Source organism: Kitasatospora sp. NPDC058218, assembly GCF_042882445.1.
Taxonomy (GTDB): domain Bacteria; phylum Actinomycetota; class Actinomycetes; order Streptomycetales; family Streptomycetaceae; genus Kitasatospora.
Genome location: NZ_JBHVWC010000005.1, coordinates 162,487 through 184,159, shown reverse-complemented (window position 1 = coordinate 184,159; position 21,673 = coordinate 162,487). Strand labels below are relative to the sequence as shown.

Here is a 21,673-nt window from a genome sequence, read left to right as displayed (position 1 = left end):
GGTGGGGCGCCCCCCCCGCCCCCCCGCCCCTACACCGGCCGGCGTACCCAAAGGCGGCCCGAGCCACCGCCCTGAGCGGAGGCGACGCCTATTCACATGACAGCTGCGCCCGACCCCACGATCATGGGTCGATGACCACAGAACCGGACCTTCTCGGCCTGAGCATCGTCTGCCCACCGCCCGGTGAGGGCGGCATAGAGGTCCGCCCGATCGTCGGCGGCCGGGATCTACTGGCCGACGCGTCCCGTCGTGGTGAGGGGGCGGGCCCCCGATACGTGGGATCAGGCCCCCGGTATCTGTTGGGCCGGGCAGGGCCGTTGCATGCCACTGCGACGCCCCACGAGGTTCGTCTCGCCGGATCCGGGTGCGGCCTGGAGCAGTGCTGCGGTGCTCTGTACGTGACGGTCGGGCGTGACGGGGAGCATGTTGTCTGGGCGGGCTGGCGCGACCCGGCCCATCAGGACTTCGAACTGCCGGAGCTACGGTTCACCGCAGGTCAGTACGAGGCCGAGGTCCTGCGAGCCGGAGCGGACCGCAGTTGGGCGTGGCCGGCCGGAACGGTTGCGCAGCTGCTTGAGGAGGGGCTGAGGGAACGCGGGGACTGGCTGGCCAAGTGGGAGTGCGAGGTGGAAGCCGTCTGGGCCTCCCGCGAGGAACCCGATCGAATCCACCTCGTCCTGAGGCACCCCCGCGACCGGGCCGACACGGATCTGCCCTGGCTCCAGTTCGGGATGACCCTCCCGATCTCCGCAGACGACCCTTCGGGCCAGGCCGAGCACCTTGAAGCGTGGTTGACCGCAGGCGATCCCCGAACCATCGCCGAGGTCTGGGGAGGCACGGCCGATGCCGAGCAACTGGGCTACCCGTGGCCGCCGTCCGACCCACTGTTCATGGGAACGACAGGGCGAGGCGAGGTGAGGCCCGTCCCACCCTTGGGCACCCACTCGCAACCGCCATCCCCGTGAGGAACGTGATGACCCCCGCAGCTCTTCTCCCGTACCTGCGGCAGTGGTCCCGGTCTTGGGGGCGGGTCCGCCCTGGGCCGGTCACGGGTGGACTGCCTGTACCGGTTCACTGTCACCTACGACGCCACCACCGCCCTGAACGCGGAGCTGAGGAAGTCGGGGAGGCCGAGGAGAGACTCAGGCCGGCCTCGTCGGCCCAGGCTGCGAGGTCTTCCGGGCCACCGCCGTCGGCTGAAATGCGGAGGGCCTCGTTGAAGACCGTCAGCCAGAGGGCAGGGTCGGCCGGCGCGGGGGTGAAGCTCAGGCCGCCACCGTCGGCATCGCCGGTGACCACGATCTCGGTACCCTGGATCGCTGTACCGAGGAAACCGCCTGTAATGGAGTTCGTGACATCAGCCATGTGGTGATCGTGGCACGCCGGGAATGTGCTTGTCCCGCCCTCACAGGTCTTCTTCCGGGTAGGACCGGCCGCCCCCGATCTCCAGGACGGCGGACCAGCCGACGGCTGACCCCCGGACCTGCGGGGAGGGTCCCGTGAGCCCTGTCGCCAGGCTCTGCTCCCCACGCCCGTGGGGAGCAGAGTGCCGCCCCGGCGCACAGGCAGGCGAGGAGGGGTCATCCCTGCGGGCGCGGGGAGCAGGACGACGAGGCGGTGTCGGCCCGCCCGCCGGCCAGTTCGCGGATCGCCCGTACTAGTCGGTCAAGCGCGCCACGGCCAGGGGCAGCGCGCGGTCGAGCGCCTCCTCGGCGTCGCACAGCACGTCGGGCCGGACGCCGGTGCCCTCCCAGTTGGTGCCCGAGACCGGGTTGACCGCGCGGGCGACGGGCACGCTGAGCTCCAGGTTCGGGTGCACCGTCCAGCCCTCGCGCGGGTGCGCGCCGCCCCGGGTGGCCTCCCCGACGACCTCGGCGCGCCCGAGCTGCTGCAGGTCGTAGGCGAGCTCCTCGCCCGCGGAGAAGGTGTTTCCGCTCGTCAGCACGTAGAGCGGCTTGGTGCCGCCGAAGCGGGCACCCGGTACGAACGGGGGCGTCCAGGACTGCTTGGCCACCTCTCCCTGGCGCGAGAGCATGGTGTTGAGGTGTGTGCGGCCGTCGAGCAGGTAGCCGCAGATGAAGGCGACCGTGTCCGGATCGCCACCGGTGTTGCGGCGCAGGTCCAGGATGAGGGCGCGGGCGGGTGCCACCAGCGTGAGCGCCGCGGTCAGCGGCTGTGCCGCCCAGTCCAGCGGGAACATCTTGGGTGCGATCTCCAGGACCGCGACGCCGCCGTCGAGGAGCTCCACGCGGGGGACACCGGCCAGGGAGGCGTCGAAGTCCCTCCGCATCGCGGCGAGTACCGCCGCGCCTTGTTCCGGCGGCACGGGCACGGCGTGGTACTTCAGGGCCAGGTGCAGGTCGCCGTTGACGGAGCGCAGGTCGGTGGTGATCGCTTCGGCCAACTCCTCGGCGGATTCGGCCCGGTAGGAACCCTCGGCACTCCGGCCCCGCAGCAGGGCCGCCAGTTCCCGGGCGGCATCGGGGAAGACGTAGTTCTTGCAGACCAGGTCGGCGATCGACTCGACGACGGCGACGGCGTTCAGCGCGGGGGGCGATGTGGTGGAGGACATGGGAGGGAGTAGACCAGCGGCTTGCCAAACCGTCAAACGTACTTAACGCTTGATCTGATGAGCCACCAACCGGACGAGGACATCCAGCGGATCGGCACGCCTCAGCAGCACGCCGCACTCGCCCACCCCCTGCGCCAGCGCCTGCTCTTCGCCCTGAGCGGCCGGCCGTCGACGATCAGCCGGCTCGCCGCGCAACTGGGAGCGAACAAGGGCAGCGTCTCCCACCACCTCAGGGTGCTGCGCGAGGCGGGCCTGGTCCAGGACGCGGGAACGCGAAGGGTGCGCGGCGGCACCGAGAAGTACTACCGGCGGACCGCCGGGCGGCTCCTCGTCGCCGAACCGCAGGCCGAGGGCACGGCCGCGCTGCTCGGCGCCGTCGCCCAGGAGTTGGACCGCTCACCCGCCGACCACCTCCTGACACTGCGCCACCTGCGGCTCAGCCCGGCCAAGGCAGCGCGGCTCGCCGAGGCGCTGGCCGGACTGGTCGACGAGACGGAGGAGGATCCGGAGGGCGAGCCGGTGCACGGCCTCCTGGTGACGCTCTACCAGCAGGCCGGGGCGTAGGTTCGGTCTGCTGAAGATCGTGTTGTGGTGCGACTTCAGCGAACCACGGCCCAGTCGGCTGGTGGTGAGCGATGGAGATGCAGCATGGTGAGCTGCTTCTCTTCGGTGGCTCGACCGGCTCGATGACGGGTTTGGTGGCAAGCGCGTACCCGGCCCGGAAGCCGGCCATCGCGGCCCCGGTGCAGAAAGCAGATGGGCCGTCACCGGTGTTTCGGTGACGGCCCGTTGCGGGTGCTGTGCTCACGCAGGAGGGTCGGCCAGGCTCGTGAGGGCCTGGTGCGCGCGGCGGGTGGTGCGTTCGGCGCGGCTCTTGAGCCGGAGCGCGCGCATGAGGCGGTGCTTTTCGGCCTCCCGCAGGCGGTTGTCGATCGTCGCCCGCGCCAGCTCGAGGTGGTAGGTCATGGTGGCCCCCTGTCTGGGGTGATCCGTTGGCACCGCCGTGATGCCAACCCCTCGGACCACCCTCTGTGCTTCAGACTCTATACCCAAACACGGGCCTGAGCCTTGCATTTTGGGGTCTGTTCAGACAATCGCCTACTGATTGAAGGAGAAGAGGCCAGTTGGCTCCCGGCTCGGCATGACGTCGCTTCGCTGCGCCGCCGGCCGGCCGGGCCTGCGGCCCCGTCGTATCGGCGCTGGTCGGCGGCCCCTCGGGCCGGCACCGATGCCGTCACTCGAGACGTTGAAGTTCTGGACTCTCAAGAGCTGAGCCACGACCACATCGAGCGGCGGCTTGAAGTCTTGGAGGAGCTGGAGAGGGATGCCTCCTGGTGGCGTGCGAACGCTGCCAGGACATAGGCCCGCGTCGCTCAGCCGCGCCGGGGTCGGCGCCTGCTTCGCGAGCGCTCCTGCCAGAAGGCGAGGTTCCGGCGCGTGGTCGCGAGGTCGGGGTGGTCGGGGCCGAGGATCCGCAACTGCTCGTCGGCCAGGTCCCGCAGTGCCGCCGCGGCGCCCGCCGGGTCGCCGGCCTGGCCGCGCCAGTGGGCCAGTGCGGCATGGGTTCTGAAGGTGGCCAGGCGCCCGGGCATCGCGTAGGGGTTGTCGGAATTCGTCTCGAACCACCGCCCCTTGAGCTGGGCGTCGAAGAGGTCGGCGAGGACCTTGACGGCGCCTTTCGCGTCGCCCGCCTCGCCCAGCCACCAGGCGAGGTCGAAGCGGATGTCGAACGCCGCCGAGGAGGCCGGTCCGTAGGCGCTGAGCACCTCGCTCACGAGGGAGCGGAGCTCGGCCGCCGCCCCGGCCGCGTCCCCCGCCCTCGCGCGCCATACGGCCGCGCTGCCGAGCAGGTGGAAGTCCCGGGGATCCAAGCGCCCCGCAACGGCACGCAGGAACGCGTCGTCGCTGATGAGATCCCGGTACACGGTGTGGACCCCGGCCGGGTCTCCCGCCTGCTGGAGCCAGTAGGCGAGGCGGCAGCGCAGCTTGGAGACCTCCCGGACCAGCGCGGCCCGTTCGTGGGGGGCCAGCCGGACTTCCGGTCGCAGCAGGGTGAGTCGGTCGTCGATCAGGCTGCGGAAGCCGACGGCGGCACCGGCGGGGCCGCTGGTCTCGCCCGTCAGGTCGGCGAGGCGGCTGCGGAGGCCGATCGTGGACTCGTGCTGCGGCCCGAGCCGCTCGGCCGCGTCGGGGAGCAGCGCTGCGAAGTAGGTCGCCGCGGCTTCCGGGCGGCCGCTCTCCGTCAGCACGTCTCCCACCCGGAGGACGAGGGGGTGGAGTCCGCTGCCCGGTCCCCAGCCGTCCCGGTGCTCGGATTCGCCGGCGCCCAGCATCAAGCGCCGGTCCTGGCGGATCAGTGCCTCGACGTTCACGCGCAGCACGTTCGCGGAGAACGCCGGCGGTTGTGGCCGCCGGGGTTGGGCGGGCCTGACACGCCCGAGGAAGTCCGTCGTCTGCTGCGGCTGTCCGGAGGCCGCCAGCAGCAGTCCGGCGGCGCTCTCGGCGAGCTGCCCGGAGCGGGCGGCGGGCGCGTTCTCGCGGGTGACCCGTTGGAGCACCGGGTGCACTCGCACCGACCGATCGGGGTCGTCGGGGTGGTAGTCGACCAGGCTCCACCGGTGGAGCAGCGCGAGGGTCGCGGCGGGCCCGTCGCCCCCGTCGGCCTGCCCCGCGTCCTGCGGAGGACGGGCGGTGCGGTGTCCGTCGAGGTAGTGCTGTGCGGCGGTCAGCGCGGCCGCCGGGATGCCGTCGGCGGCCAGTGGCGCGGTCAGCTCCAGCAGCACCCGCGCCGTGCCGACCGGTGCGTGGGCGTCGGCGCGCTCCAGGGCCGCGTCCCACGCGTACTGCACCGGCAGGCTCTGCGCGTCCGGCAGCCACGCGGCGTCCGGCACGAGGTCGGCCAGCCCATGGGTGCCGTCGCCGAGCAGGCCGAGGTAGTCGGCACAGGGAAGATCCGCGCCGACCAGATGGGCGGCCGCCTGGGAGAGTGCCAGCGGCAGGTGGCCCAGCTCCCGGGCGAGCGCTTCCAGTTGCTCGGGCGGCTCGGCCCGGCCGGCCGCGGCGAGCACCGCCGTGAGGTAGCCGTGGGCCTCGGCGGAGGTGAAGGGCGGCACGGTGGTCACCTCTCGCCCGGGGCCCTCTCGGGCCACGTCCCGGCGCCAGGTGGTGACCAGGGTCCGGCCGTCGGGACGGTCGGGCGGCCACAGTCCGCGCAGGTCGTCGGGGTCGCGCAGGTCGTCCAGGGCGATCAGCCAGCGGACCGGGCGCCCGGCGCCGACCGGCCTCAGCCAGGTCAGGAACTCCCGGGCACCCTGCTCGGGATCACCCGGTTCGCTCCCGGTGATGTCGGCGAAGGCCTGGGTGTAGGCGGCGAGGACGGCGGCCCGGCTGGTGGCGGTGACCCAGACGAGCAGGTCGAGCTGCCCGCCGGCCCAGGCGGTGCGCGCCTCGTGGGCGGCCAGCTGGGTCTTTCCGACGCCGGCCGTACCGACCAGGATGCGGCACCGCGCGGTGGTGGCGGGAACCGAGCGGTGCCGGAGGCAGTGCGCGGCGCTCGGCAGCGCCCCCACCCGGTGCGGCCAGGTGGCGGGGGCGCGGCGGCCGGCGTAGTACGCGAACTGGTCGGCGTGGCCGATCGCGATGCTGTTGCCGCTCGCCTGCACACGCGCGAACGGGTGTGCGGGTGTGGCGGTGTGCGGGCTCTGCTCAGCCGGTCCGATCAGCCCTGGTTCGGATCCGGCACCGGAGGGTGGCCGACGTGCGCACCTCCGTGGATCACGCCGGCGGCGATGGACCCGCCCTCGGCGCTGATGTTCAGGTCTCCGCCGACCGCCAGCCCGCCGGAGCCCGCCGACACCCCCGGCGCCGCCGCGGCCTCCTGCAGCAGCACGCGCAGGGCATCGGCCGCGGCCTCGCGCTCGGAGTCCGGGAGGTCCTCCAGGAAGGCCTCGAACCGGGCCTGCCAGGAGGCTTCGTGGCGGATCCGGGCCCGCTCCAGCTGCCCGCCCTCGACGGCCGTGAGCTCGGTCGCGGTGCGGTCGAGCCGCTCCAGCTCCGCGCTCTCACGCCGACTGTCCCCGTGTGCGAACCATGCCGCCACCCGGCGCCGGAGCGCCTCCCAGGTCTGCGTCCCGGCCGCGGTCATCACCGCCGTCCCCCCGGACATGGCCAGCGCCGTCAAAGCTTCCGGCAGCATGCGCGGCCCCCCTTCCCAGCGTCCGTTGCGCCGACCGTACCGCGCCGAGCCACGGCTTGCACGGGTAAATGCCCTGGCGTATGGCGATCATGTCGGACAGTCAGCTGTTCGGGGAGCGGATCCTCGGGTCCGTTAAGCGGTTGCCCCGGGGCGTGTGACGCAGCCGAAGTGCCGGGTGGAGGCGCTTGGGTTCGCGCCGCACGCTTTCGTCGAGATCGGCGGTGGACCGAGGCCGAGGACAGTTCGGGGCCGGGCCTCTCCGTCCATGGTCCAGGCCCGGGCGCCGGTCCGTCTACGCTGGCTCGGGGGCGCCGACGCGCCGTGAGACCGGGGGAGATCGTGTGGCGGTCGTTCTGAAGCGTACCTACAGCCTGACCGCCTGGCCGTGGCGGGCCATGCCGTGGGTGCGGGTGCCCGACGGGCTGGAATTCACCCTGTACGAGGTCAGCGACCTCGTCCTGCGCGGCGTCACGGTGCCCAGCACCCCCGAGGAGGATGCCCGCTGGCGGACCGCCCTCGAAGCCTTCCGGACCGGCCTGCAGGACGCCGAGCGAATCGTGCGCCACGCCCACGGCGTGCGCCGCAGAAGCGGCTTGATGGTGGACAACGGCGTGGTGCGGCTGCGCCGCTACGACCTGCTGCCCGGCCGCCGGGCCCGTTCCCGGCAGGCCTTCGCACGGTGCGAGGCGGCAATGCGGGCTGCTGCGGAGGCCTACCGGCCGGTGCGCGAGGAGATCGAGGCCCGCCTCGCGCAGACCTCCGCCGACCACTCCTGACGCCTGCGGGGAGTAGACATCGGGGCTGCACCCGGTCGTCGGAGGCTGTGGCAACAGGGGCGCGGGATCGCGGAGTCCGGCCCGGTAACCCGGGCCTGCCGAGCACGGCGCACCAACGACGGCGGCGACACCAACGACGGCACCAACGAGGGTGACCGGTGGTGACCGGTGCTGGCCGGGCTCCGCCGTGGGGATCCTGCCGAACCCCGCCCGCCCCCCACGGGACGTGTCACGGCGCCGACCTGGCGTACCCGAAGGACCCGTACGGGCGGGGCCACCGGGCGGGCCCGCCCGGTGGCCCCTGCTCCGTTGACACCGGGGGAGCGCCGGGAAAGGATGCCAACTGCCGCGGGCCGGTCGCCGGTTCGGGCCACGGTCGGCCGATCACCAGGGGCAGGGGTGGAGTTCAGGATCCTGGGGGCCCTGGAGGTCTGGGTCGAGGGCGGGCCGGTCAGGCTCGGCGGCCGGCTGCAACGAGCCCTGCTGGCCATGCTGGTGGTGCATGCGGACCGCGTCGTCCCGGTCGCCCGGCTGGTCGACGCGGTCTGGGACGAGACCCCGCCGGCCACCGCCGAACGCCAGATCCGCAACATGGTCGGTCTGCTGCGCCGCAGACTCGACCCCCGTCCCGGACAGGAATCTCCGATAGTCACCGACGGGCCGGGCTACTCCCTCAGGACGGACCGCGCCCGGGTGGACGCCCGGGACTTCGCCTCGCAGGTCGCCGGCGCGGCCGGCCAGGGCGCCGCGGAGGTCGCCCACCTGCGGGCCGCCCTCGCCCTCTGGCGTGGTCCCGCCCTGGACGGACTGCCGGGCCGGGCGCTGGCGGCGGTCGCGGCCGGGCTGGAGGAGCAGCGGATGTCGGCCCTGGAGCGGCTCTTCGAGCGGGAGCTGGACGCGGGCCGGCACCGGGAGATCGTGCCGGAACTGACCGGGCTGGTCGCCGAGTTCCCGCTCCGTGACCATCTGGTGCGACACCTGCTGACGGCTCTGGCCCGCACCGGCCGCCACACCGACGGACTGGAGGCCTACCGGCGGCACGCCGCCCGGCTCGCCGAGGACCTGGGCCTGGACCCGGCTCCGGAGCTGCAGGTTCTCCAGCAGGCCCTGCTGCACCCGCCCTGCCCGAGCGCCACACACCCCGGACCCTCACACCCCGGACCCTCACACCCCGGACCCTCACACCCCGAACCCCCACACCCCGAACCCCCACCGCCGAGCCCCCCGCCGCCAGGCCCGCCGAGGCCGGCCCAACTCCCCTCGGACCTCCCGGTGTTCGTCGGACGGGCCCGCCACCTGCGCACCATGGACACCCGACTCACCGGGACCAGGACCGAGACCGAGACCGGGGCCGAGACCGCGACCGAGCCCGGTACCGGGCCCGTGGCACCCGGTACCGGTCCGCCCCCGGCGGCCGTCACCGTGATCACGGGCATCCCGGGGGTCGGCAAGTCGGCCCTGGCAGTGCGCTGGGCGCACCTGGCCCGGGACCGCTTCCCCGACGGGCAGCTCTTCGCCGATCTGCACGGTTGGTCCCCGACCGGCCCGCGGGCACCCCACGCGGTGCTCGGCGCGTTCCTGCGGGCCCTGGGTGTCGCGACCGAGCAGATCCCCGCCCAACTCGACGAGGCCGCCGCGCTCTACCGTTCGCTGCTGGCCGGCCGGCGGGTCCTGATCGTCCTGGACGACGCGCGCAGCGCCCGGCAGGTCCGCCCGCTGCTTCCCGGTACCGGCGGTTGCGTGGCCGTCGTCACCAGCCGCGACCGACTCACCGGACTCGTCGTGCGCGAAGCTGCCCACCGGATCGAACTCGACGACTTCACCCCGGCCGAGGGGCAGGCGCTGCTGGCCCGGGTGCTGGGCGCCGGCCGCACCGCGGCGCGACGGTCGGCCGGTACCCGGCTCCTCGAAGCCTGCGGGCACCTTCCCCTGGCCCTGGGCATCGCCGCCGCCCATCTGCGCGACCGCCCGCACCACGACATCGAGGACTTCGCCACCGAGCTGTCCGCGGCAGGCGACCGCCTCGACGTCCTGGACGCGGGCGGGGACGGGGACGACCAGTCGTCCCTGCGGGCCGCGTTCGACCTCTCCTACCGCGCGCTCGACCCCGCCGCCCGGCGCCTGTTCCGCCTGCTCGGGTTCGGTCCGGCGGTGGACCTCACCGCCTCCTCCGCCGCAGCCCTGAGCGCCCTGGACGCCACCGAGTGCGCCCGGCTCCTGCACCGCCTCGCCGCAGCCCACCTCGTCACCGAACGCTCCGCCGGCCGCTACCGCTTCCACGACCTGTTGCGGCTCTTCGCGGCCGAGCAGGCCCGGCGCGAGGAGAGCGAACAGGCCCGGCAGCTGGCGCTGCGCCGCTGGTACGCGTGGTGCCTGCGGCACGCGGACGCCGCCGCCCGGGTGCTGGCCCCCGGCCGGCCGAGGGTCCCGCCGGGCCCGCCGCCCGAGGGCCTGCGGACGGCGGTCTTCACCGGCCCCGGGCAGGCCGTCCAGTGGTGTGACGACCAGCGGACCAATCTGCTGGCCACCGTCCACCACGCCTTCGAGCACGGGCACGACGAGACGGCCTGGAAGCTCCCCGCGCTGCTCTGGGGCTACCTGCACCGCAGCGCGCCGCACGTCGAGCGCGTGGCACTGGGCCGGACGGCTGCGGCTGCGGCCCGGCGGCTGAACGATCCCGTCGCGCAGGGGCGCAGTCTCAACGACCTGGGTCATGCCTGGAGCGCGCTGGGCGACCTCCCGGCGGCCCGCCGGCACTACCGGCAGGCCCTGGACCTCGTCCGCCCGGCCGGCGCCCGCCCCGTGGAGGGCCAGGTGCTGGCCAACCTCGGCGCCTGTCACTTCTTCAGCGGCCGTCACGCCGACGCTGCCGACGCCTTCGAGCAGGCCCTCGCCCTGCTGCCGGGCGAGGGCCCCGGGGCCGACCGCTGGACGATCAGCCTGTGCGAGACGAGCCTCGCCGGGACCTACCTGTTCCTGGGGCGTCACGCCGACGCGCAGGCCCAGGCGGACCGGGTGCTGACCCGGGACGGGAGCGTGCTCGGCGGTCCGATGGAATGCTCCCTGCGCAACGTCCTCGGGTTGGCCCGGTTCGTCCTGGGGGAGCCGCACGAGGCGGTCGCGCACTACGAGCGGGCTCTCGCCGTCGGCAGCCGCCTGACCGGGTACGACGACCAGCGGGCGAACTCCCTGGTCGGACTGGCCGCCGCATGGCAGGCGCTCGGCCGCACGGACAGGTCCCTACGGGCCTGGGAGGCGGCACTCGCGCTCTACCGGGACCTGCCCCCGCACTACCTCACCGCCGTGCTCGACCTGCTGGCACCGTTCGGGTTCACCCCGCCCGCCGACCGGGCGGCTTCCGCCCGGCGCCCGCCGGGGCCCCGCACGGTGACCGTGGCCGGCCCCTGAGGGGAACCGGCGGCGCCGGGGGCTCGCGATGCCGAGCCGGTCACTCCGGCGCGGCCGCAGGCGCGCCCGGTCGCACCTCCGAGGCCCGGCGGCCGCGCTTCGCCCACGCCGGCCGGCGGTCGCTGTGACCCGCCCACCCGCCCGCCCCGGTGGAGCGGACGGAACGGGCGCGTGCCGGATCACGAAATCGCACGGAGTGCCAGGCTGTGCTATTTTTTTGTGAGCAATCGTTCAACTACGGAGGGATGGGGATGGGGCGCAAGCAGCTCTGGGACCAGGACGAGGTGCTGGCCTCGGCCATGCGGCTCTTCCGTCACCGGGGGTACCTCGGCGCCTCGCTGCGGGACATCGAGGAGGCCACCGGCGTGCACCCGGGGAGCCTGTACCGGACCTTCCAGAGCAAGGACGGCCTGTTCCACGCCGCTCTCGACGCCTACAACGAGCGGGTGGTGCAGGGCCGGATCCGGGCCCACCTGCTGGAGCCGGCGGACCCGCTGGCCGGCATCCGCTCGTTCTTCACCTCGGCGATCGAGACCGGTGCCGAGCCCGACCCGGGCTGCCTGCTCACCAACACCGCCGTCGAGTCCTTCGCCCTCCCGCAGACCGCCCCCGGCGTGCACCAGGGCCTGGCGGCGATCGAAGGCGGCTTCGCCGACGCGCTGACCCGCGCCCGGCACCGCGGCGACACACCGCCGGACCTCGACGTCGCGACCACGGCCGCCCACCTGCTCGCGCTCTACCAGGGCCTGCTGGTGCTCGTCCGGGCCGGCCTGCCCCGCACCACACTGCACGGCGTCACCGACGGCGCGATGGCGTCGATCGGCTCCTTGAGGACCTCGCGAAAGCAGGACGACCATGAGTGACACCCAGCGGCTCTGGAACGACTACGCCGCCTGCTGGTCGGCCGACCCCGCCGACCGGCCCGCCGCCCTCGGCGCGGTCGCGGTGGACGAGGTCGCCTACCGCGACCCCGGGACGGAGGTCGGCAGCCTGACCGAACTCGCCGCCTACATGGCCGGCTTCGCAGGGGCCTTCCCCGGCCACCGGTTCCGCATCGACGAGGTGCTGGAGCACCACGACCGCTCCCTCGCCCGCTGGACCCAGCTGGACGGCGAGGGCGGCAGCGCGTCCGCCGGCATCAGCACCGCCCGCCACCACGCGGACGGGCGCCTCGCCGACATCACCGGCTTCTTCCTCCCGGCCTGAGGAACCACTGCCGGGAGCCGTCGAGGTGCGGATCGTGTGGTCGAGGTGAGGTTCTTCAGCCGCAGAACCATTGGCTGAGGGAAAACCACTGGCGGCGGTGCGACCCCGTCAGCAGGCTTTCACCGTGACACTTCATGAGAACGAGATCCGGGTGGACGAGGCGGTCGTCCGGTCGCTGCTGAACGAGCAGCGGCCGGAATGGGCGGCCCTGCCCGTCTCGCCGGCCGGTGCGGGCACGGACAACACGATGTACCGGCTCGGCGACCGACTGCTCGTGCGGCTGCCGCGGACCCCGGACAACGCGGAGGCCGTGCGGAAGGAGCAGACCTGGCTGCCGCGGCTGGCGCCGCACCTGCCCTGCCACGTCCCGGAGCCGGTGCACGCCGAGTCCCGCGTTCCCGCTCGCCTGGTCGGTGTACCGGTGGATCGACGGTGACGAAGCCGGCCCGGGTTCGGTCACCGATTGGGCCGCCTTCGGGGCCGACCTGGCGGCGATCGTGCGGAGCCTGCACGCGGCCCCGCTGATGGGCGCCGCGCGGCAGGACGGGCTCAGCTGGTACCGCGGCGGCGGTCTGCGGGCGTGCGACCGGTGGGTCGGCAAGTGCTTCGAGGACTGCCGGGCGCTCGACGGGCTCGACCTCGACCTCGCACACCTGCACCACCTCTGGCGCAGTGCGCTCACCCTGCCCGAGCCGTCCGGCCGCCAGGTGTGGCTGCACGGCGATCTCAAACCGAGCAACCTCCTGGTTCGGCGGGGGAGACTGCGCGCGGTCATCGACTTCGGCGGCCTCTCGGTCGGCCACCCCGACGCCGAGCACGCGCCCCTGTGGGACCTGCCGCCCGGGGCCCGCCAGGCGTACTGGGGCGCCATGAGCCTCGACGACGCGACGTGGCTGCGTGCCCGGGCGTGGGCCATCGCCGTCGGGGTCAGCGGGGTGTCGTACTACTGGGGCACCTACCCGCCCTTCGTCGGCGAGTGCTTGTCACGCCTGCGCGCGATCCTGGCGGATGCCGGCGAGCGGTGAACCGGTCCGCCGTGATCGCACGCCGCTACCGCAACCGGGCGGCTGAGGCCGCAGCGGCCTCAGCCCCGCCGACCTCGCAGCCAGGGGGGTGGCTGCGCCGAGTAGCGGGCGTGTCCGGCGTCGGAGCCGGACAGGTGGTAGACCGCGCCCTCGTGCTCCAGCTCCGAGGGCGGGGGGTCGAGCACCGGCGGGGCCCAGCGCAGCCGACCGCCGATCTCCACCCGCGTCTCCAGCCTCGGGGCGCCCCAGAACCGTGCGAACTCATCTGCCGCGTCGGCCTTCCAGCTGCCGCCGAGCTTGGCCGGCAGCGCCGGGCTGTAGATGCCGCGGACCCGCGGCTCTTCCAGGAACCGGCGTTGGACGACGACCGCGACGTAGCGGCGGTGGTTGCCCCGGTGGCGACCGACGACGGTCACGCCCGGGTCCCACGGGTCCCAGCGCGGAGGTGCGATCCAGACCTTGGCGCCCGGGGCGAAGTGCCGTAGGCCGAGCCGGAGTTCGTGGCCGCCGTCGCCGTGGGTGGTCACCCGTGCCACGTTGGCCACCACGCCGAGGCCCAGGGGGTCGGGGCCCGTCCCGCCGTTCGTCATGATCACCATGATGCCCGGGCGATCCCGTTCCCGCACCGGAGTTCCGGGCGGGTGCCCGGGGGAGCCCTGGTGTCCACCGGCACGGGCGGACCGGCGCGGTCACGGGTGCGAGGGTCGCCGCGGTCGTCGAGTGGTGGTCGACGGCCCCTGGGCCGAGGGGCCACCTGCCGCTCTCCCGTGCCGCAAGGTCCGTTTCCCGCAGGCAGGTTGGCACTGATTCGGTAGCGAACTGGTCGGGGGCAAATCACCGGTCCGGCTGCGCGCCCCGGCCGGGCTGACGGAGACTGGTGCGCGGCACGGGGGCGGGGAAGCGGCGTGCCATCGGCCCGGTGCTGCCTCCGTGTCGTCAACGAGAGACAGGAGCTGCACATCCCATGAGCAAGCGCACCTCTCGCACAGTCGCCGCGGTCGTCGCCGTGGCCACGACCGCGGCCCTGGCCGTGGCTTCGGCACCGGCCGCGGTCGCCGACCCCTTGGCGGCGGCCGTCTCGATCGGTTCGCCGCCCGTCCAGCCCGGCACGTACTCCAGTGAGCTCAAGGCCGCCAACGGCAACGGGGACAGCGTCTCCGAGGTCATCCTGGGGGACCTCGCCCAGGGCGAGTACATCAGGACGTACATCCTGCTCTGGCGGGCGGACCGGTCGACGTCCGAGCTCGCGCTGCTGCCGGGGGACGTCGGCGGCAGCCCGACCGGGATCAACAACGCCGTCACCGTGGTGGGCACCTCCCGTTCGCAGGTCGCCGGGGCCCAGGAGCACGCGGTGCGCTGGACGTCCGCGTCCACGCCGGCCGAACTGCTTCCGCTGCCCGGTGACACGGCGGCGTTCCCCGCCGCGATCAGCGACAACGGGACCGCGGTCGGGTCCTCCTGGGACGCGACCTCGAAGCACGCCGTGGCCTGGCCGCCCAGTGGCACGCCCGTCGCCCTGCCGCCGCTGCCGGGTGACGCCGAGAGCGTGGCCGTCGCCGTCAACGGCTCGGGCACGGCGGTCGGCTACTCGTACCCGGCCGGTGCTGTCGGCTCCGCGCGGGCGGTGACGTGGAGCCCCGACGGGACGGTCACCGCGCTCGCTGCGCCGGTGGGCTACACGAGCAGCAGCGCGACCCGCATCACCGACTCCGGCATCGTGATCGGGACCGGCCGGCCGGTCGGTCCGTCGGAGCCGGACCACGCACTCGTCTGGAACGCCGTCGGCGCCGTCGCCGACCTGGGCGCGGGCAGCCGGGCGAACGCCGTGAACAACGCGGGCACGGTGGCGGGCGGCCTGGGAGGACAGGCCGCGCGCTGGGCCGCCGACGGCACACCCCTGCCGCTCGCGCCGACCACGCTCACGAGCGTCGCCACCGCCGTCAACGACCAAGGCGTCATCGTCGGGTACACCAGCGACCCGCCACCGGCCCGCGCCCAGTTCTACGCGCAGCGCTGGAACCCCGACGGGTCCGTCAGCGCGCTTCCCGCGTGGTCGCAGGCCTACCCCCACTCCACGGCTTCCTTCATCACCGACAGCGGGATCGTCGTGGGTGAGCTCATCCTTCGCGGCCTCGCGTACTACGGCAGGCCGTACGTCATCCGCTGGGACCTGTAGCCCGCCCGGCCGCGCGCCCGGCGACACCCCGGCAGCTGCCACACCCCGCCGCTCCGGGCCCCGCCCTCCGCAGCCCGCCGAGCGCCTCCTCGGCGAGCCCGCCGGGTGGGGCCCTCGGCCGGCGGGCGGCGGTGCCACGACCGGGGAGCCGGGCCACGGCACCGTGGGCCCGGCTCCCCGAGCGGGCCTTCTAGGCGGACTTGGCGGTCGCGCGGACGCCGAAGTGGACGTACCGGCTGCCGTCGGCCAGGGCGTAGAACACCACGGGTATCCACGCGTCCTTCTCGTTGCGGCGGCCGGCGAACACCGTCTTCGCCGGGGTGCGCGAGACCGGGGTGAGATGCCAGACCAGCGGGTCGAAGGTGCCGGCCAGGCCGTCCGCGCCCTCGTGCGTCAGCCGCAGCGTGCCCGGGCCGCCGTCGCCGTCGGCGATGGTCATCAGGAAGCCCTCGCGCCGGTAGCTGCCGAGGAACGGCTCCGTCCGCACGGCCACGGGTTCGCCGGCCGGGGCGAACCCGGGCATGGTGACGCCCGGCGGGTTGGTCAGGCCGACGGTCCGCGCGCCCTCGACGTAGCGGGCCAGGCAGTCGTCGCCCCGTCCGGTGTCGTTGACGTAGTCGCCCTCGATGCCGCTGGTGTGGTTGAGCAGTTGGCGGGGTGTGATCGTCCGGACGGCCTCGGCGTCGGCGAGCGCGAAGTCCGGCACCGGCCGACCGTACGGGCCACCTTGCGGTCGGTCTGTTCGAGGATCCTGGCCACCTCCTGGTCGACGAGCTTCGACACCTCCCGGCGCAGGTCTTCCGACATGCTCTCTCCTTCGTGGTCACGTGAATCGGCGCAGGTGGGGAGGGGAGCGCAGGGGCCTGCGTGCTCAGCCGGCGTTCCGGGCCTGCCGGCCGACGAGCCGGGTCAGCGCGGCGACGGTGGTGTGCGGCGGCCGGCGCAGGTCGCGGTCCGGACGCAGGACGGTGCGGAACGCGGCCCAGGTGAGTGCGCCGAGGACGAAGCCGTAGGCGGAGACCAGCCCGTGCCCGTTCTCCTGGGCGAACCACATCGCCAGCCCGAGCACCGGCACACCGAGCGCGAGCAGCCGGTTCTTGCGGACGGCCTTCCCGCGCTCGCCCTCGTCGGCGGAGCGCTGTCCGGTGCCGTGGCCGGTGCTGTGGCCGGTGCCCCGGTCGGTGTCCTGTCCGGCGGGCTGTCCGACGGCCGGTCCGGTGTCCTGTCCGGCGGTCTCGTCGAAGCGCTGGGCGGCACCGCCGTGCAGCAGCAGCGCCGCGGCCAGCGTCGCGCCCAGGAAGTAGGTGGCGCCCGAGCTGCCGGCGAAGTTGCGGGGGTCGGTGCTGTGGGAGGTCTGGCCCCACAGCTTGTCGATCTGCTCCGGCAGCAGGATTCCGGCGGCGAACAGGCCGAGCGTCAGCGGCGCGCCCCAGAACCAGTCGGCGAAGGCCGCGACGGCGGCCAGGGTGGCGATGTTCCAGGCCGCCCCGCCGAAGCCGCCGTTCTGCATGAAGACCGAGGTGACCACGCGCCACCAGCCGGACTTGGCCGGGTCCGCGTCGAGTGCTCCCATCACACCCGACCAGCAGAGCTGGAGGGCCACTGCGCCGAGCGCGATCCCGGTCAGGCCGACGGCCGCCCAGGGGATCCGACGCCCGCCCAGCGTGCTCTGGCCGACCAGGGCCAGACCGCCGTTGAACATCAGTACCATCAGTGCCGCCGTGGTCACGTTGAACAGCACGATGTCCATCGTCACCACCCCCCTCCGAGCCGTGTGCGATCTTGCTGATCATGACAATAGCGCGACCGGAAGCATTTTCAAACACTGTTTGAAAGTGCCCGCCCAGGCGGTAGGGACCGCCGGTGACACCAGCTTCGCGTCATCGAGGCGGTGCCCGTCGGGATCTGCGGCTACCGTGCTCCCGTGACCGACACTGTGCGGCGTCCGCTGCTGTTTCTCGATGTCGATGGACCGCTCATCCCGTTCGGCGGGGCGGCCCAGCAGTATCCGACCGGTGCGACGGACCCCGAACCGTTCGATGCGGCGGCGAATCCGTTGCTGGCCAGGATCGATCCCGAGCACGGGCGCCGACTGGCCGCGCTCCCGTGCGAGCTGGTCTGGGCCACGACGTGGATGGCCGACGCGAACGAGTGCATCGCTCCCCGGATCGGCCTGCCGCACCTGGCCGTGGTGGCCTGGCCGGAGCCCTCCGGCAGCGATGACCAGGACGAACAAGATGAACAAGAAGAACGGGACGAACGGGCCGGACTGCACTGGAAGACCCGTGCCCTGGTCGCCTGGGCGGCGGGACGCCCGTTCGTCTGGGTCGACGACGAGGTCACCGACGCCGATCGGGCCTGGGTCGCCGCGAACCACCGGGGACCCGCCCTGCTCCATCGTGTCGATCCCCGCCTCGGCCTGACCGATGGCGACTTCGCGGCGATCGAGTCCTGGCTGCGGCAGCTGTTCTGACGCTCGCGTGAAGTGGTCGCGAGAAGGCCCCGGCGGCAGCTCGCGAGGACGGCCCGCCGCCCTCGGGGGCGGCGGGCCGGTGGTGGCAGGGGTGTCCCGGTGGTCGGGAGGTCCTCGTCGCCCGGACCGTCTCGGTCGATGGCGGCCGGGTCAGCGCCGCACGCTCCACGACAGGGTGTCCGTCAGGGAGGCGCGCAGCTCGGGGTCGATCACCGCGGGCGTCGGGTCGGTGGCGACGGCGGCGAGCCGGTGGTGCAGGCTCTTCGGGCCGAAGAGGTGCAGCTCGGAGACGGCGACCGCCGCCCGGTCGCGCCAGGCCGTCACCTCGTGGCCGTCGAGGTACCAGCGCAGCCGGGTGCCGGGGGCGGGCAGCTCGACGGTGAGCCGGTCGGCCGGGGTGAGGAGGGTGCTGGTGGGGGTCGGGCTGGTGAGGGTGGCGGCGTAGCGGTAGAAGCCGGCGATCATGGCTTCGCGGCCGGGGAGGTTGAACTCGCGTCCGAGCGATCGCATGATCGAGTTGTCGGTGGGCCGGTAGAGGCCGGTCGGGTAGTAGCCGCCGCCCTCGTACGCGCCGACCGTCCCGCCGTCGGGGGAGGTCCGGCCGAGCCAGCGGTACCACTTGCTGCGGGTGCGGCGCAGCTGGTCGGCGGTCAGCGTGGTGATGTTCGCCTCGGTCGGTTCGTCGCCCTGGTAGGTGCCCTGGCCGTCGTAGTAGTACTCGTCGGCGAGCAGGCCGAGGGAGTGGCCGGTCTCGTGCACGGCCACCTGTCCGGAGCGGTCGTTGCCGCCCGACACCGTGGCGATGCCGGAGTACCCGAGCGGTGAGACGACGTCGTTGTAGCCGGCGCCGCCGTACTTGGCGCTGTTGGCGACCACGAGGACGAGGTCCGCCTGCGGGGCCTTGGCGGCGTAGCGGTCGACGGCGTCGGTGTCGACGCAGAGCAGGCGCTCGACGTCCTCGCACCAGAAGTAGGAGCCGAGGGCGGTCTGCCGGACGGTGGCGCGGTCCGGGTCCCCGGAGACGCCGGACTGGGCGGAGACGGCCTGGACGGCCCAGACGTTGAAGAGCGAGCGGTAGGTCGTGTAGGGCTCGACGGCGGTGATCTCCTGCCACTTCGTGGCGGCGTCGGTGAGGAACTTCTCCTGTTCGGCGGCCATGTAGCCGTCGCCGATCACCACCACGTCGAGCTTGCTGTCGGTGCTGCCGTTGCGGACCACCGGGGTGACGGTGCCGTCGCCCGCCGCGGGCCCGGCGAGGGGCTGCGGGGAGGCGAACGGGGAGGCCGCGGGCACCCGGGCGCGGCTGATGCTGCCGTTCTCGGCGAACACCTCGACCTGGTGGCCGGCGCCCGGGCGTGCGGCATCCGCGGTGGCGGTGGCGGTGGCGGACGTGGCCGGGCGGGGCGGCTCGCCGCCGGCGGCCGCGGCGGCGGGGACGGGCCAGGAGCAGAGGGCTGCCAGGGCCGTGATGCCGGCCAGGGCGGTGGTGGCGAATCTGCCGTGACGCACGAGGGGACCTCCGGGGGTGGACCGACAGGGCGGTGGTGAGCCGACAGGGCGGCGGTGAACGGTGGAGCGAGGCATGGCGGTGGGGATTAAGTGACTGGATAATCAGACTCAAGCGAGGAGTTAATGTAGAACACTGTCGCGTCCACGACAATGGGTCGGGACGAGAACGGCGAAAACCCGACGGAAGGGGCGGTCATGACCTCGGAGCAGGATCCGGCCGGCATCGGGCAGCGCGTCCGACGGCTGCGCAGGGAACGGCACTTGACCCAGCGCATGCTCGCCGAACCCGCCTACACCGCTGCCTACGTCTCCACCGTCGAGGCCGGCCGGGTGCACCCCTCCGAGGCCGCGCTGCGCCACCTCGCCGAACGCCTCGGCGTCACCTTCGACGAGCTCGCCACCGGCCGACCGGCCCACCTGGCCACCGAGTTGGGGCTCGCGCTGACCGAGGCCCAGAGCGCACTCGCCGACGGCGACACCACCGAGGCGGCCCGCCGCTTCGCCGCCGCCCGGGACCGCGCCGACCACTACGGGGTCGAGTCCGTCCGGCCCGCCGCCCTGCTCGGCCTCGGCGACTGCGCGCTGGAGGCCGGCCGCCTCGACGAGGCCAGGGAGCACTTCGAGGAGGCGGAGCGCCTGCTGGCCGACGAGCCCCTGCCGCGCCGCGCCGCCGCGATCCGGGGCCGGGCCGTGGCGCACCTGCTGGCGGGCGAACTCCGGTACGCCTGCTACCTGTTGGAGACGGCCATCGACCGGCTCAACGCCGGCGGACTGCACGACCCCGACGCACTGCTCCTGCTGTACTCGGCCGCCATCGGCCCCTACATGGACATGGGCGCCCACGCCCGGGCCGCCCAGGCCGCCGAGCTGGCCCTCGCCCTGGCGCCCGGTGCCACCGACCCCGCGCTGGTCGCCGGGATGCACCGGAGCGTCGCCCGCACGCTGATCGCCGACGGGCGGGCGGCCGAGGCGGACGCCTCGCTGGCCAAGGCGCAGGCGCTCTACCAGCGCCTACGCCTCACCTCCGACCTCGCCAAGTGCCACTGGATGCGCGGCTACGTCCACGCCCAGGCCGGCGACCTCGCCCGGGCGGAGGACGAACTGCGCACCGCCCGCGCCATGCTGGCCTCCCGGCAGGCGGAGCTGTTCACGCACCAGGTGGACGTCGAACTCGCCGACGTCCTGCGCCGCCGTGGCCACCACGCGCAGGCCGACGACCTGCTCCGGAGCCTCCTCGACCGGATCGGCCCGGACCGCGGCGCCGTCCACGCCGCCGGGGCGCACCGGCTGCTCGGACTCATCGCCGAGGAGCGGGGCGAACCGGACGCCGCCGAGGAGCACTACGGCCGCGCCCTCGCCCTGCTCGAACGGGCCGGAGCGGCGGGCGACCTCGCGGACCTCTGCCGGCTGCTGGGCGACCTGCTGCGCCGCACCGGCCGGGTCGAGCGCGCCCTGGACGTCTACCGGACCGGCCTCGGCCACCGCGCCGCCCCGGGGACGACGACCCTCGGCCCGGCACCCGCCGCCCCGCCGATCCCGGCGGTCGGTGGGGCGGCGGGCGCGGGGGCGTAGGGCGGCCGGCCACCTGCGCCGCAGGAGCGGGGCCGCCCGGTCAGTCGTGGAAGTCGCTCGGCCGGACGCGGTAGACCTGCAGGTTGAGGCCGTAGTACTTGGTGGTCTCGCCCACCCACTCCATGCCGAGCCGCTTCGCCATCGCGATGGCGCGGGTGTTGTTCGGCCGGGCGACCGCGAACAGTTCCTCGGCCTCGTGGGTGAACGCCCAGGCGATCAGGGCCCGGCCGGCCTCGGTGGCGTAGCCCTTCCCCCACGCGTCGGGGGCCAGCTGCCAGCTCATCTCCAGGTCGTCCTCGTACGGCGGCAGCAGCCGGATGCCGAGGCCGCCGACGACCGCCCCGTCCTCCTTGCGCTGCACGGCCCACCGGCCCCGAGGGGGCGGCAGGTTCGGCTGGGCCTCCTGCCAGGCCTGCAGCACCGAGCGCATCGCCGCCACGTCGACGACGCGGTCCATCGCCGGGGTCAGCCAGTGTGCGACATCCGGCGACCCGTAGATCGCCAGAGCGGCTTCGGCGTCGTCGGGGGACCAGTCCCGGACGATCAGCCGATCGGTGGCCAGCGAGATGTCCATGAGTCGGAACCTCCTCGCGCTTCCTGATGCACATCATCCCCCCGCCCGCCGGTGTGTGCGCGAGGAGCCCGCGGTCGTGTGCGCGAGGAGTCCGCGCCCCGTGCAGGTCCGGGGGAGGCGGGCGCAGCCGGGGTTGGCGGGAGCGGTACGGGGGCATGGGAGAGCCACGCACGGGGGCAGGGGGCAC

General features: G+C 73.9%; 19 protein-coding genes and 1 pseudogene. 10 read left to right on the top strand and 10 right to left on the bottom strand.

From position 1 onward, the window contains the following. Positions 1-131 precede the first annotated feature (131 nt). Positions 132-965 carry a hypothetical protein gene (locus ACFVYI_RS04925; RefSeq protein WP_387881628.1) on the top strand — a complete coding sequence of 278 codons (834 nt, stop codon included), beginning with the start codon at positions 132-134 and terminating at the stop codon, positions 963-965. Between the two features lie 112 nt (positions 966-1,077). On the opposite strand, the gene ACFVYI_RS04920 is transcribed toward ACFVYI_RS04925, so the two are convergent. Beyond that, positions 1,078-1,365, bottom strand: a complete 288-nt coding sequence (locus ACFVYI_RS04920; protein ID WP_387881626.1) for a hypothetical protein — start codon at positions 1,363-1,365, stop codon at positions 1,078-1,080. 292 nt (positions 1,366-1,657) lie between these two features. Continuing rightward, positions 1,658-2,572 carry a S41 family peptidase gene (locus tag ACFVYI_RS04915; protein ID WP_387881624.1) on the bottom strand — a complete coding sequence of 305 codons (915 nt, stop codon included), beginning with the start codon at positions 2,570-2,572 and terminating at the stop codon, positions 1,658-1,660. Between the two features lie 57 nt (positions 2,573-2,629). Between ACFVYI_RS04915 and ACFVYI_RS04910 the strand changes: the two genes are divergently transcribed. Further along, positions 2,630-3,136: an ArsR/SmtB family transcription factor gene (locus ACFVYI_RS04910; protein ID WP_387881622.1), complete on the top strand. Its 507-nt coding sequence runs from the start codon at positions 2,630-2,632 to the stop codon at positions 3,134-3,136. A gap of 240 nt (positions 3,137-3,376) precedes the next feature. Here the strand turns inward: ACFVYI_RS04910 and ACFVYI_RS04905 are convergent, their stop codons facing one another. The 3 genes from ACFVYI_RS04905 to ACFVYI_RS04895 form a co-directional block, all read right to left on the bottom strand. Continuing rightward, positions 3,377-3,538: a hypothetical protein gene (locus tag ACFVYI_RS04905; RefSeq protein ID WP_360641140.1), complete on the bottom strand. Its 162-nt coding sequence runs from the start codon at positions 3,536-3,538 to the stop codon at positions 3,377-3,379. 407 nt (positions 3,539-3,945) lie between these two features. Further along, entirely contained in the window at positions 3,946-6,234 is a 2,289-nt protein-coding gene (locus tag ACFVYI_RS04900; RefSeq protein WP_387881620.1) for an NB-ARC domain-containing protein, read from the bottom strand. Between the two features lie 56 nt (positions 6,235-6,290). After that, positions 6,291-6,767, bottom strand: a complete 477-nt coding sequence (locus tag ACFVYI_RS04895) for a hypothetical protein (protein ID WP_387881618.1) — start codon at positions 6,765-6,767, stop codon at positions 6,291-6,293. Between the two features lie 341 nt (positions 6,768-7,108). Here ACFVYI_RS04895 and ACFVYI_RS04890 point away from each other — a divergent pair, with 341 nt between their 5' ends. The 5 genes and pseudogenes from ACFVYI_RS04890 (at position 7,109) to ACFVYI_RS04870 (ending at position 13,182) form a co-directional block, all read left to right on the top strand. Continuing rightward, the gene (locus ACFVYI_RS04890; protein WP_387881616.1) at positions 7,109-7,543 is read left to right on the top strand and encodes a hypothetical protein; all 435 of its coding nucleotides are present in this window, start codon (positions 7,109-7,111) and stop codon (positions 7,541-7,543) included. Positions 7,544-7,942: 399 nt separating this feature from the next. Then, on the top strand, positions 7,943-10,951 hold the full coding sequence (locus ACFVYI_RS04885) for a BTAD domain-containing putative transcriptional regulator (RefSeq protein ID WP_387881614.1): 3,009 nt from the start codon (positions 7,943-7,945) through the stop codon (positions 10,949-10,951). 251 nt (positions 10,952-11,202) lie between these two features. Further along, positions 11,203-11,814 (top strand): TetR/AcrR family transcriptional regulator, encoded by a 612-nt coding sequence (locus ACFVYI_RS04880; protein ID WP_387881612.1) that lies wholly within the window; start codon positions 11,203-11,205, stop codon positions 11,812-11,814. Then, a complete protein-coding gene (locus ACFVYI_RS04875) occupies positions 11,807-12,157 on the top strand; it encodes a nuclear transport factor 2 family protein (protein ID WP_387881610.1) in 351 nt (116 codons plus the stop codon). The genes ACFVYI_RS04880 and ACFVYI_RS04875 overlap by 8 nt, the downstream gene beginning before the upstream one ends. A gap of 124 nt (positions 12,158-12,281) precedes the next feature. Next, positions 12,282-13,182: pseudogene (locus ACFVYI_RS04870) on the top strand (aminoglycoside phosphotransferase family protein). A gap of 59 nt (positions 13,183-13,241) precedes the next feature. On the opposite strand, the gene ACFVYI_RS04865 reads toward ACFVYI_RS04870, so the two are convergent. Then, positions 13,242-13,772: a hypothetical protein gene (locus ACFVYI_RS04865; protein ID WP_387881608.1), complete on the bottom strand. Its 531-nt coding sequence runs from the start codon at positions 13,770-13,772 to the stop codon at positions 13,242-13,244. A gap of 374 nt (positions 13,773-14,146) precedes the next feature. On the opposite strand from ACFVYI_RS04865, the gene ACFVYI_RS04860 reads away from it, so the two are divergent. Next, positions 14,147-15,358: a hypothetical protein gene (locus ACFVYI_RS04860; RefSeq protein ID WP_387881606.1), complete on the top strand. Its 1,212-nt coding sequence runs from the start codon at positions 14,147-14,149 to the stop codon at positions 15,356-15,358. A gap of 190 nt (positions 15,359-15,548) precedes the next feature. Here ACFVYI_RS04860 and ACFVYI_RS04855 read toward each other — a convergent pair whose 3' ends face one another. Beyond that, positions 15,549-16,064, bottom strand: coding sequence for a hypothetical protein (locus ACFVYI_RS04855; protein WP_387881604.1), 516 nt, complete (start codon positions 16,062-16,064; stop codon positions 15,549-15,551). Positions 16,065-16,229: 165 nt separating this feature from the next. Continuing rightward, positions 16,230-17,108 (bottom strand): hypothetical protein, encoded by an 879-nt coding sequence (locus tag ACFVYI_RS04850; RefSeq protein WP_387881679.1) that lies wholly within the window; start codon positions 17,106-17,108, stop codon positions 16,230-16,232. A 174-nt stretch (positions 17,109-17,282) separates the two neighbouring features. Here ACFVYI_RS04850 and ACFVYI_RS04845 point away from each other — a divergent pair, with 174 nt between their 5' ends. After that, positions 17,283-17,831: an HAD domain-containing protein gene (locus ACFVYI_RS04845; RefSeq protein ID WP_387881677.1), complete on the top strand. Its 549-nt coding sequence runs from the start codon at positions 17,283-17,285 to the stop codon at positions 17,829-17,831. Positions 17,832-17,981: 150 nt separating this feature from the next. On the opposite strand, the gene ACFVYI_RS04840 is transcribed toward ACFVYI_RS04845, so the two are convergent. Next, positions 17,982-19,340: a M64 family metallopeptidase gene (locus ACFVYI_RS04840; RefSeq protein WP_387881602.1), complete on the bottom strand. Its 1,359-nt coding sequence runs from the start codon at positions 19,338-19,340 to the stop codon at positions 17,982-17,984. Positions 19,341-19,535: 195 nt separating this feature from the next. Between ACFVYI_RS04840 and ACFVYI_RS04835 the strand changes: the two genes are divergently transcribed. Then, positions 19,536-20,912, top strand: a complete 1,377-nt coding sequence (locus ACFVYI_RS04835; protein ID WP_387881600.1) for a tetratricopeptide repeat protein — start codon at positions 19,536-19,538, stop codon at positions 20,910-20,912. Between the two features lie 40 nt (positions 20,913-20,952). On the opposite strand, the gene ACFVYI_RS04830 is transcribed toward ACFVYI_RS04835, so the two are convergent. After that, a complete protein-coding gene (locus ACFVYI_RS04830) occupies positions 20,953-21,486 on the bottom strand; it encodes a GNAT family N-acetyltransferase (RefSeq protein WP_387881598.1) in 534 nt (177 codons plus the stop codon). Positions 21,487-21,673: the final 187 nt, after the last annotated feature.

Coding starts and splice junctions, on each gene's coding strand:
- ACFVYI_RS04925 (WP_387881628.1), top strand. CDS start 132: ATGACCACAGAACCGGACCTTCTCGGCCTGAGCATCGTCTGCCCACCG.
- ACFVYI_RS04920 (WP_387881626.1), bottom strand. CDS start 1,365: ATGGCTGATGTCACGAACTCCATTACAGGCGGTTTCCTCGGTACAGCG.
- ACFVYI_RS04915 (WP_387881624.1), bottom strand. CDS start 2,572: ATGTCCTCCACCACATCGCCCCCCGCGCTGAACGCCGTCGCCGTCGTC.
- ACFVYI_RS04910 (WP_387881622.1), top strand. CDS start 2,630: ATGAGCCACCAACCGGACGAGGACATCCAGCGGATCGGCACGCCTCAG.
- ACFVYI_RS04905 (WP_360641140.1), bottom strand. CDS start 3,538: ATGACCTACCACCTCGAGCTGGCGCGGGCGACGATCGACAACCGCCTG.
- ACFVYI_RS04895 (WP_387881618.1), bottom strand. CDS start 6,767: ATGCTGCCGGAAGCTTTGACGGCGCTGGCCATGTCCGGGGGGACGGCG.
- ACFVYI_RS04880 (WP_387881612.1), top strand. CDS start 11,203: ATGGGGCGCAAGCAGCTCTGGGACCAGGACGAGGTGCTGGCCTCGGCC.
- ACFVYI_RS04875 (WP_387881610.1), top strand. CDS start 11,807: ATGAGTGACACCCAGCGGCTCTGGAACGACTACGCCGCCTGCTGGTCG.
- ACFVYI_RS04865 (WP_387881608.1), bottom strand. CDS start 13,772: ATGACGAACGGCGGGACGGGCCCCGACCCCCTGGGCCTCGGCGTGGTG.
- ACFVYI_RS04860 (WP_387881606.1), top strand. CDS start 14,147: ATGAGCAAGCGCACCTCTCGCACAGTCGCCGCGGTCGTCGCCGTGGCC.
- ACFVYI_RS04850 (WP_387881679.1), bottom strand. CDS start 17,108: ATGGACATCGTGCTGTTCAACGTGACCACGGCGGCACTGATGGTACTG.
- ACFVYI_RS04835 (WP_387881600.1), top strand. CDS start 19,536: ATGACCTCGGAGCAGGATCCGGCCGGCATCGGGCAGCGCGTCCGACGG.
- ACFVYI_RS04830 (WP_387881598.1), bottom strand. CDS start 21,486: ATGGACATCTCGCTGGCCACCGATCGGCTGATCGTCCGGGACTGGTCC.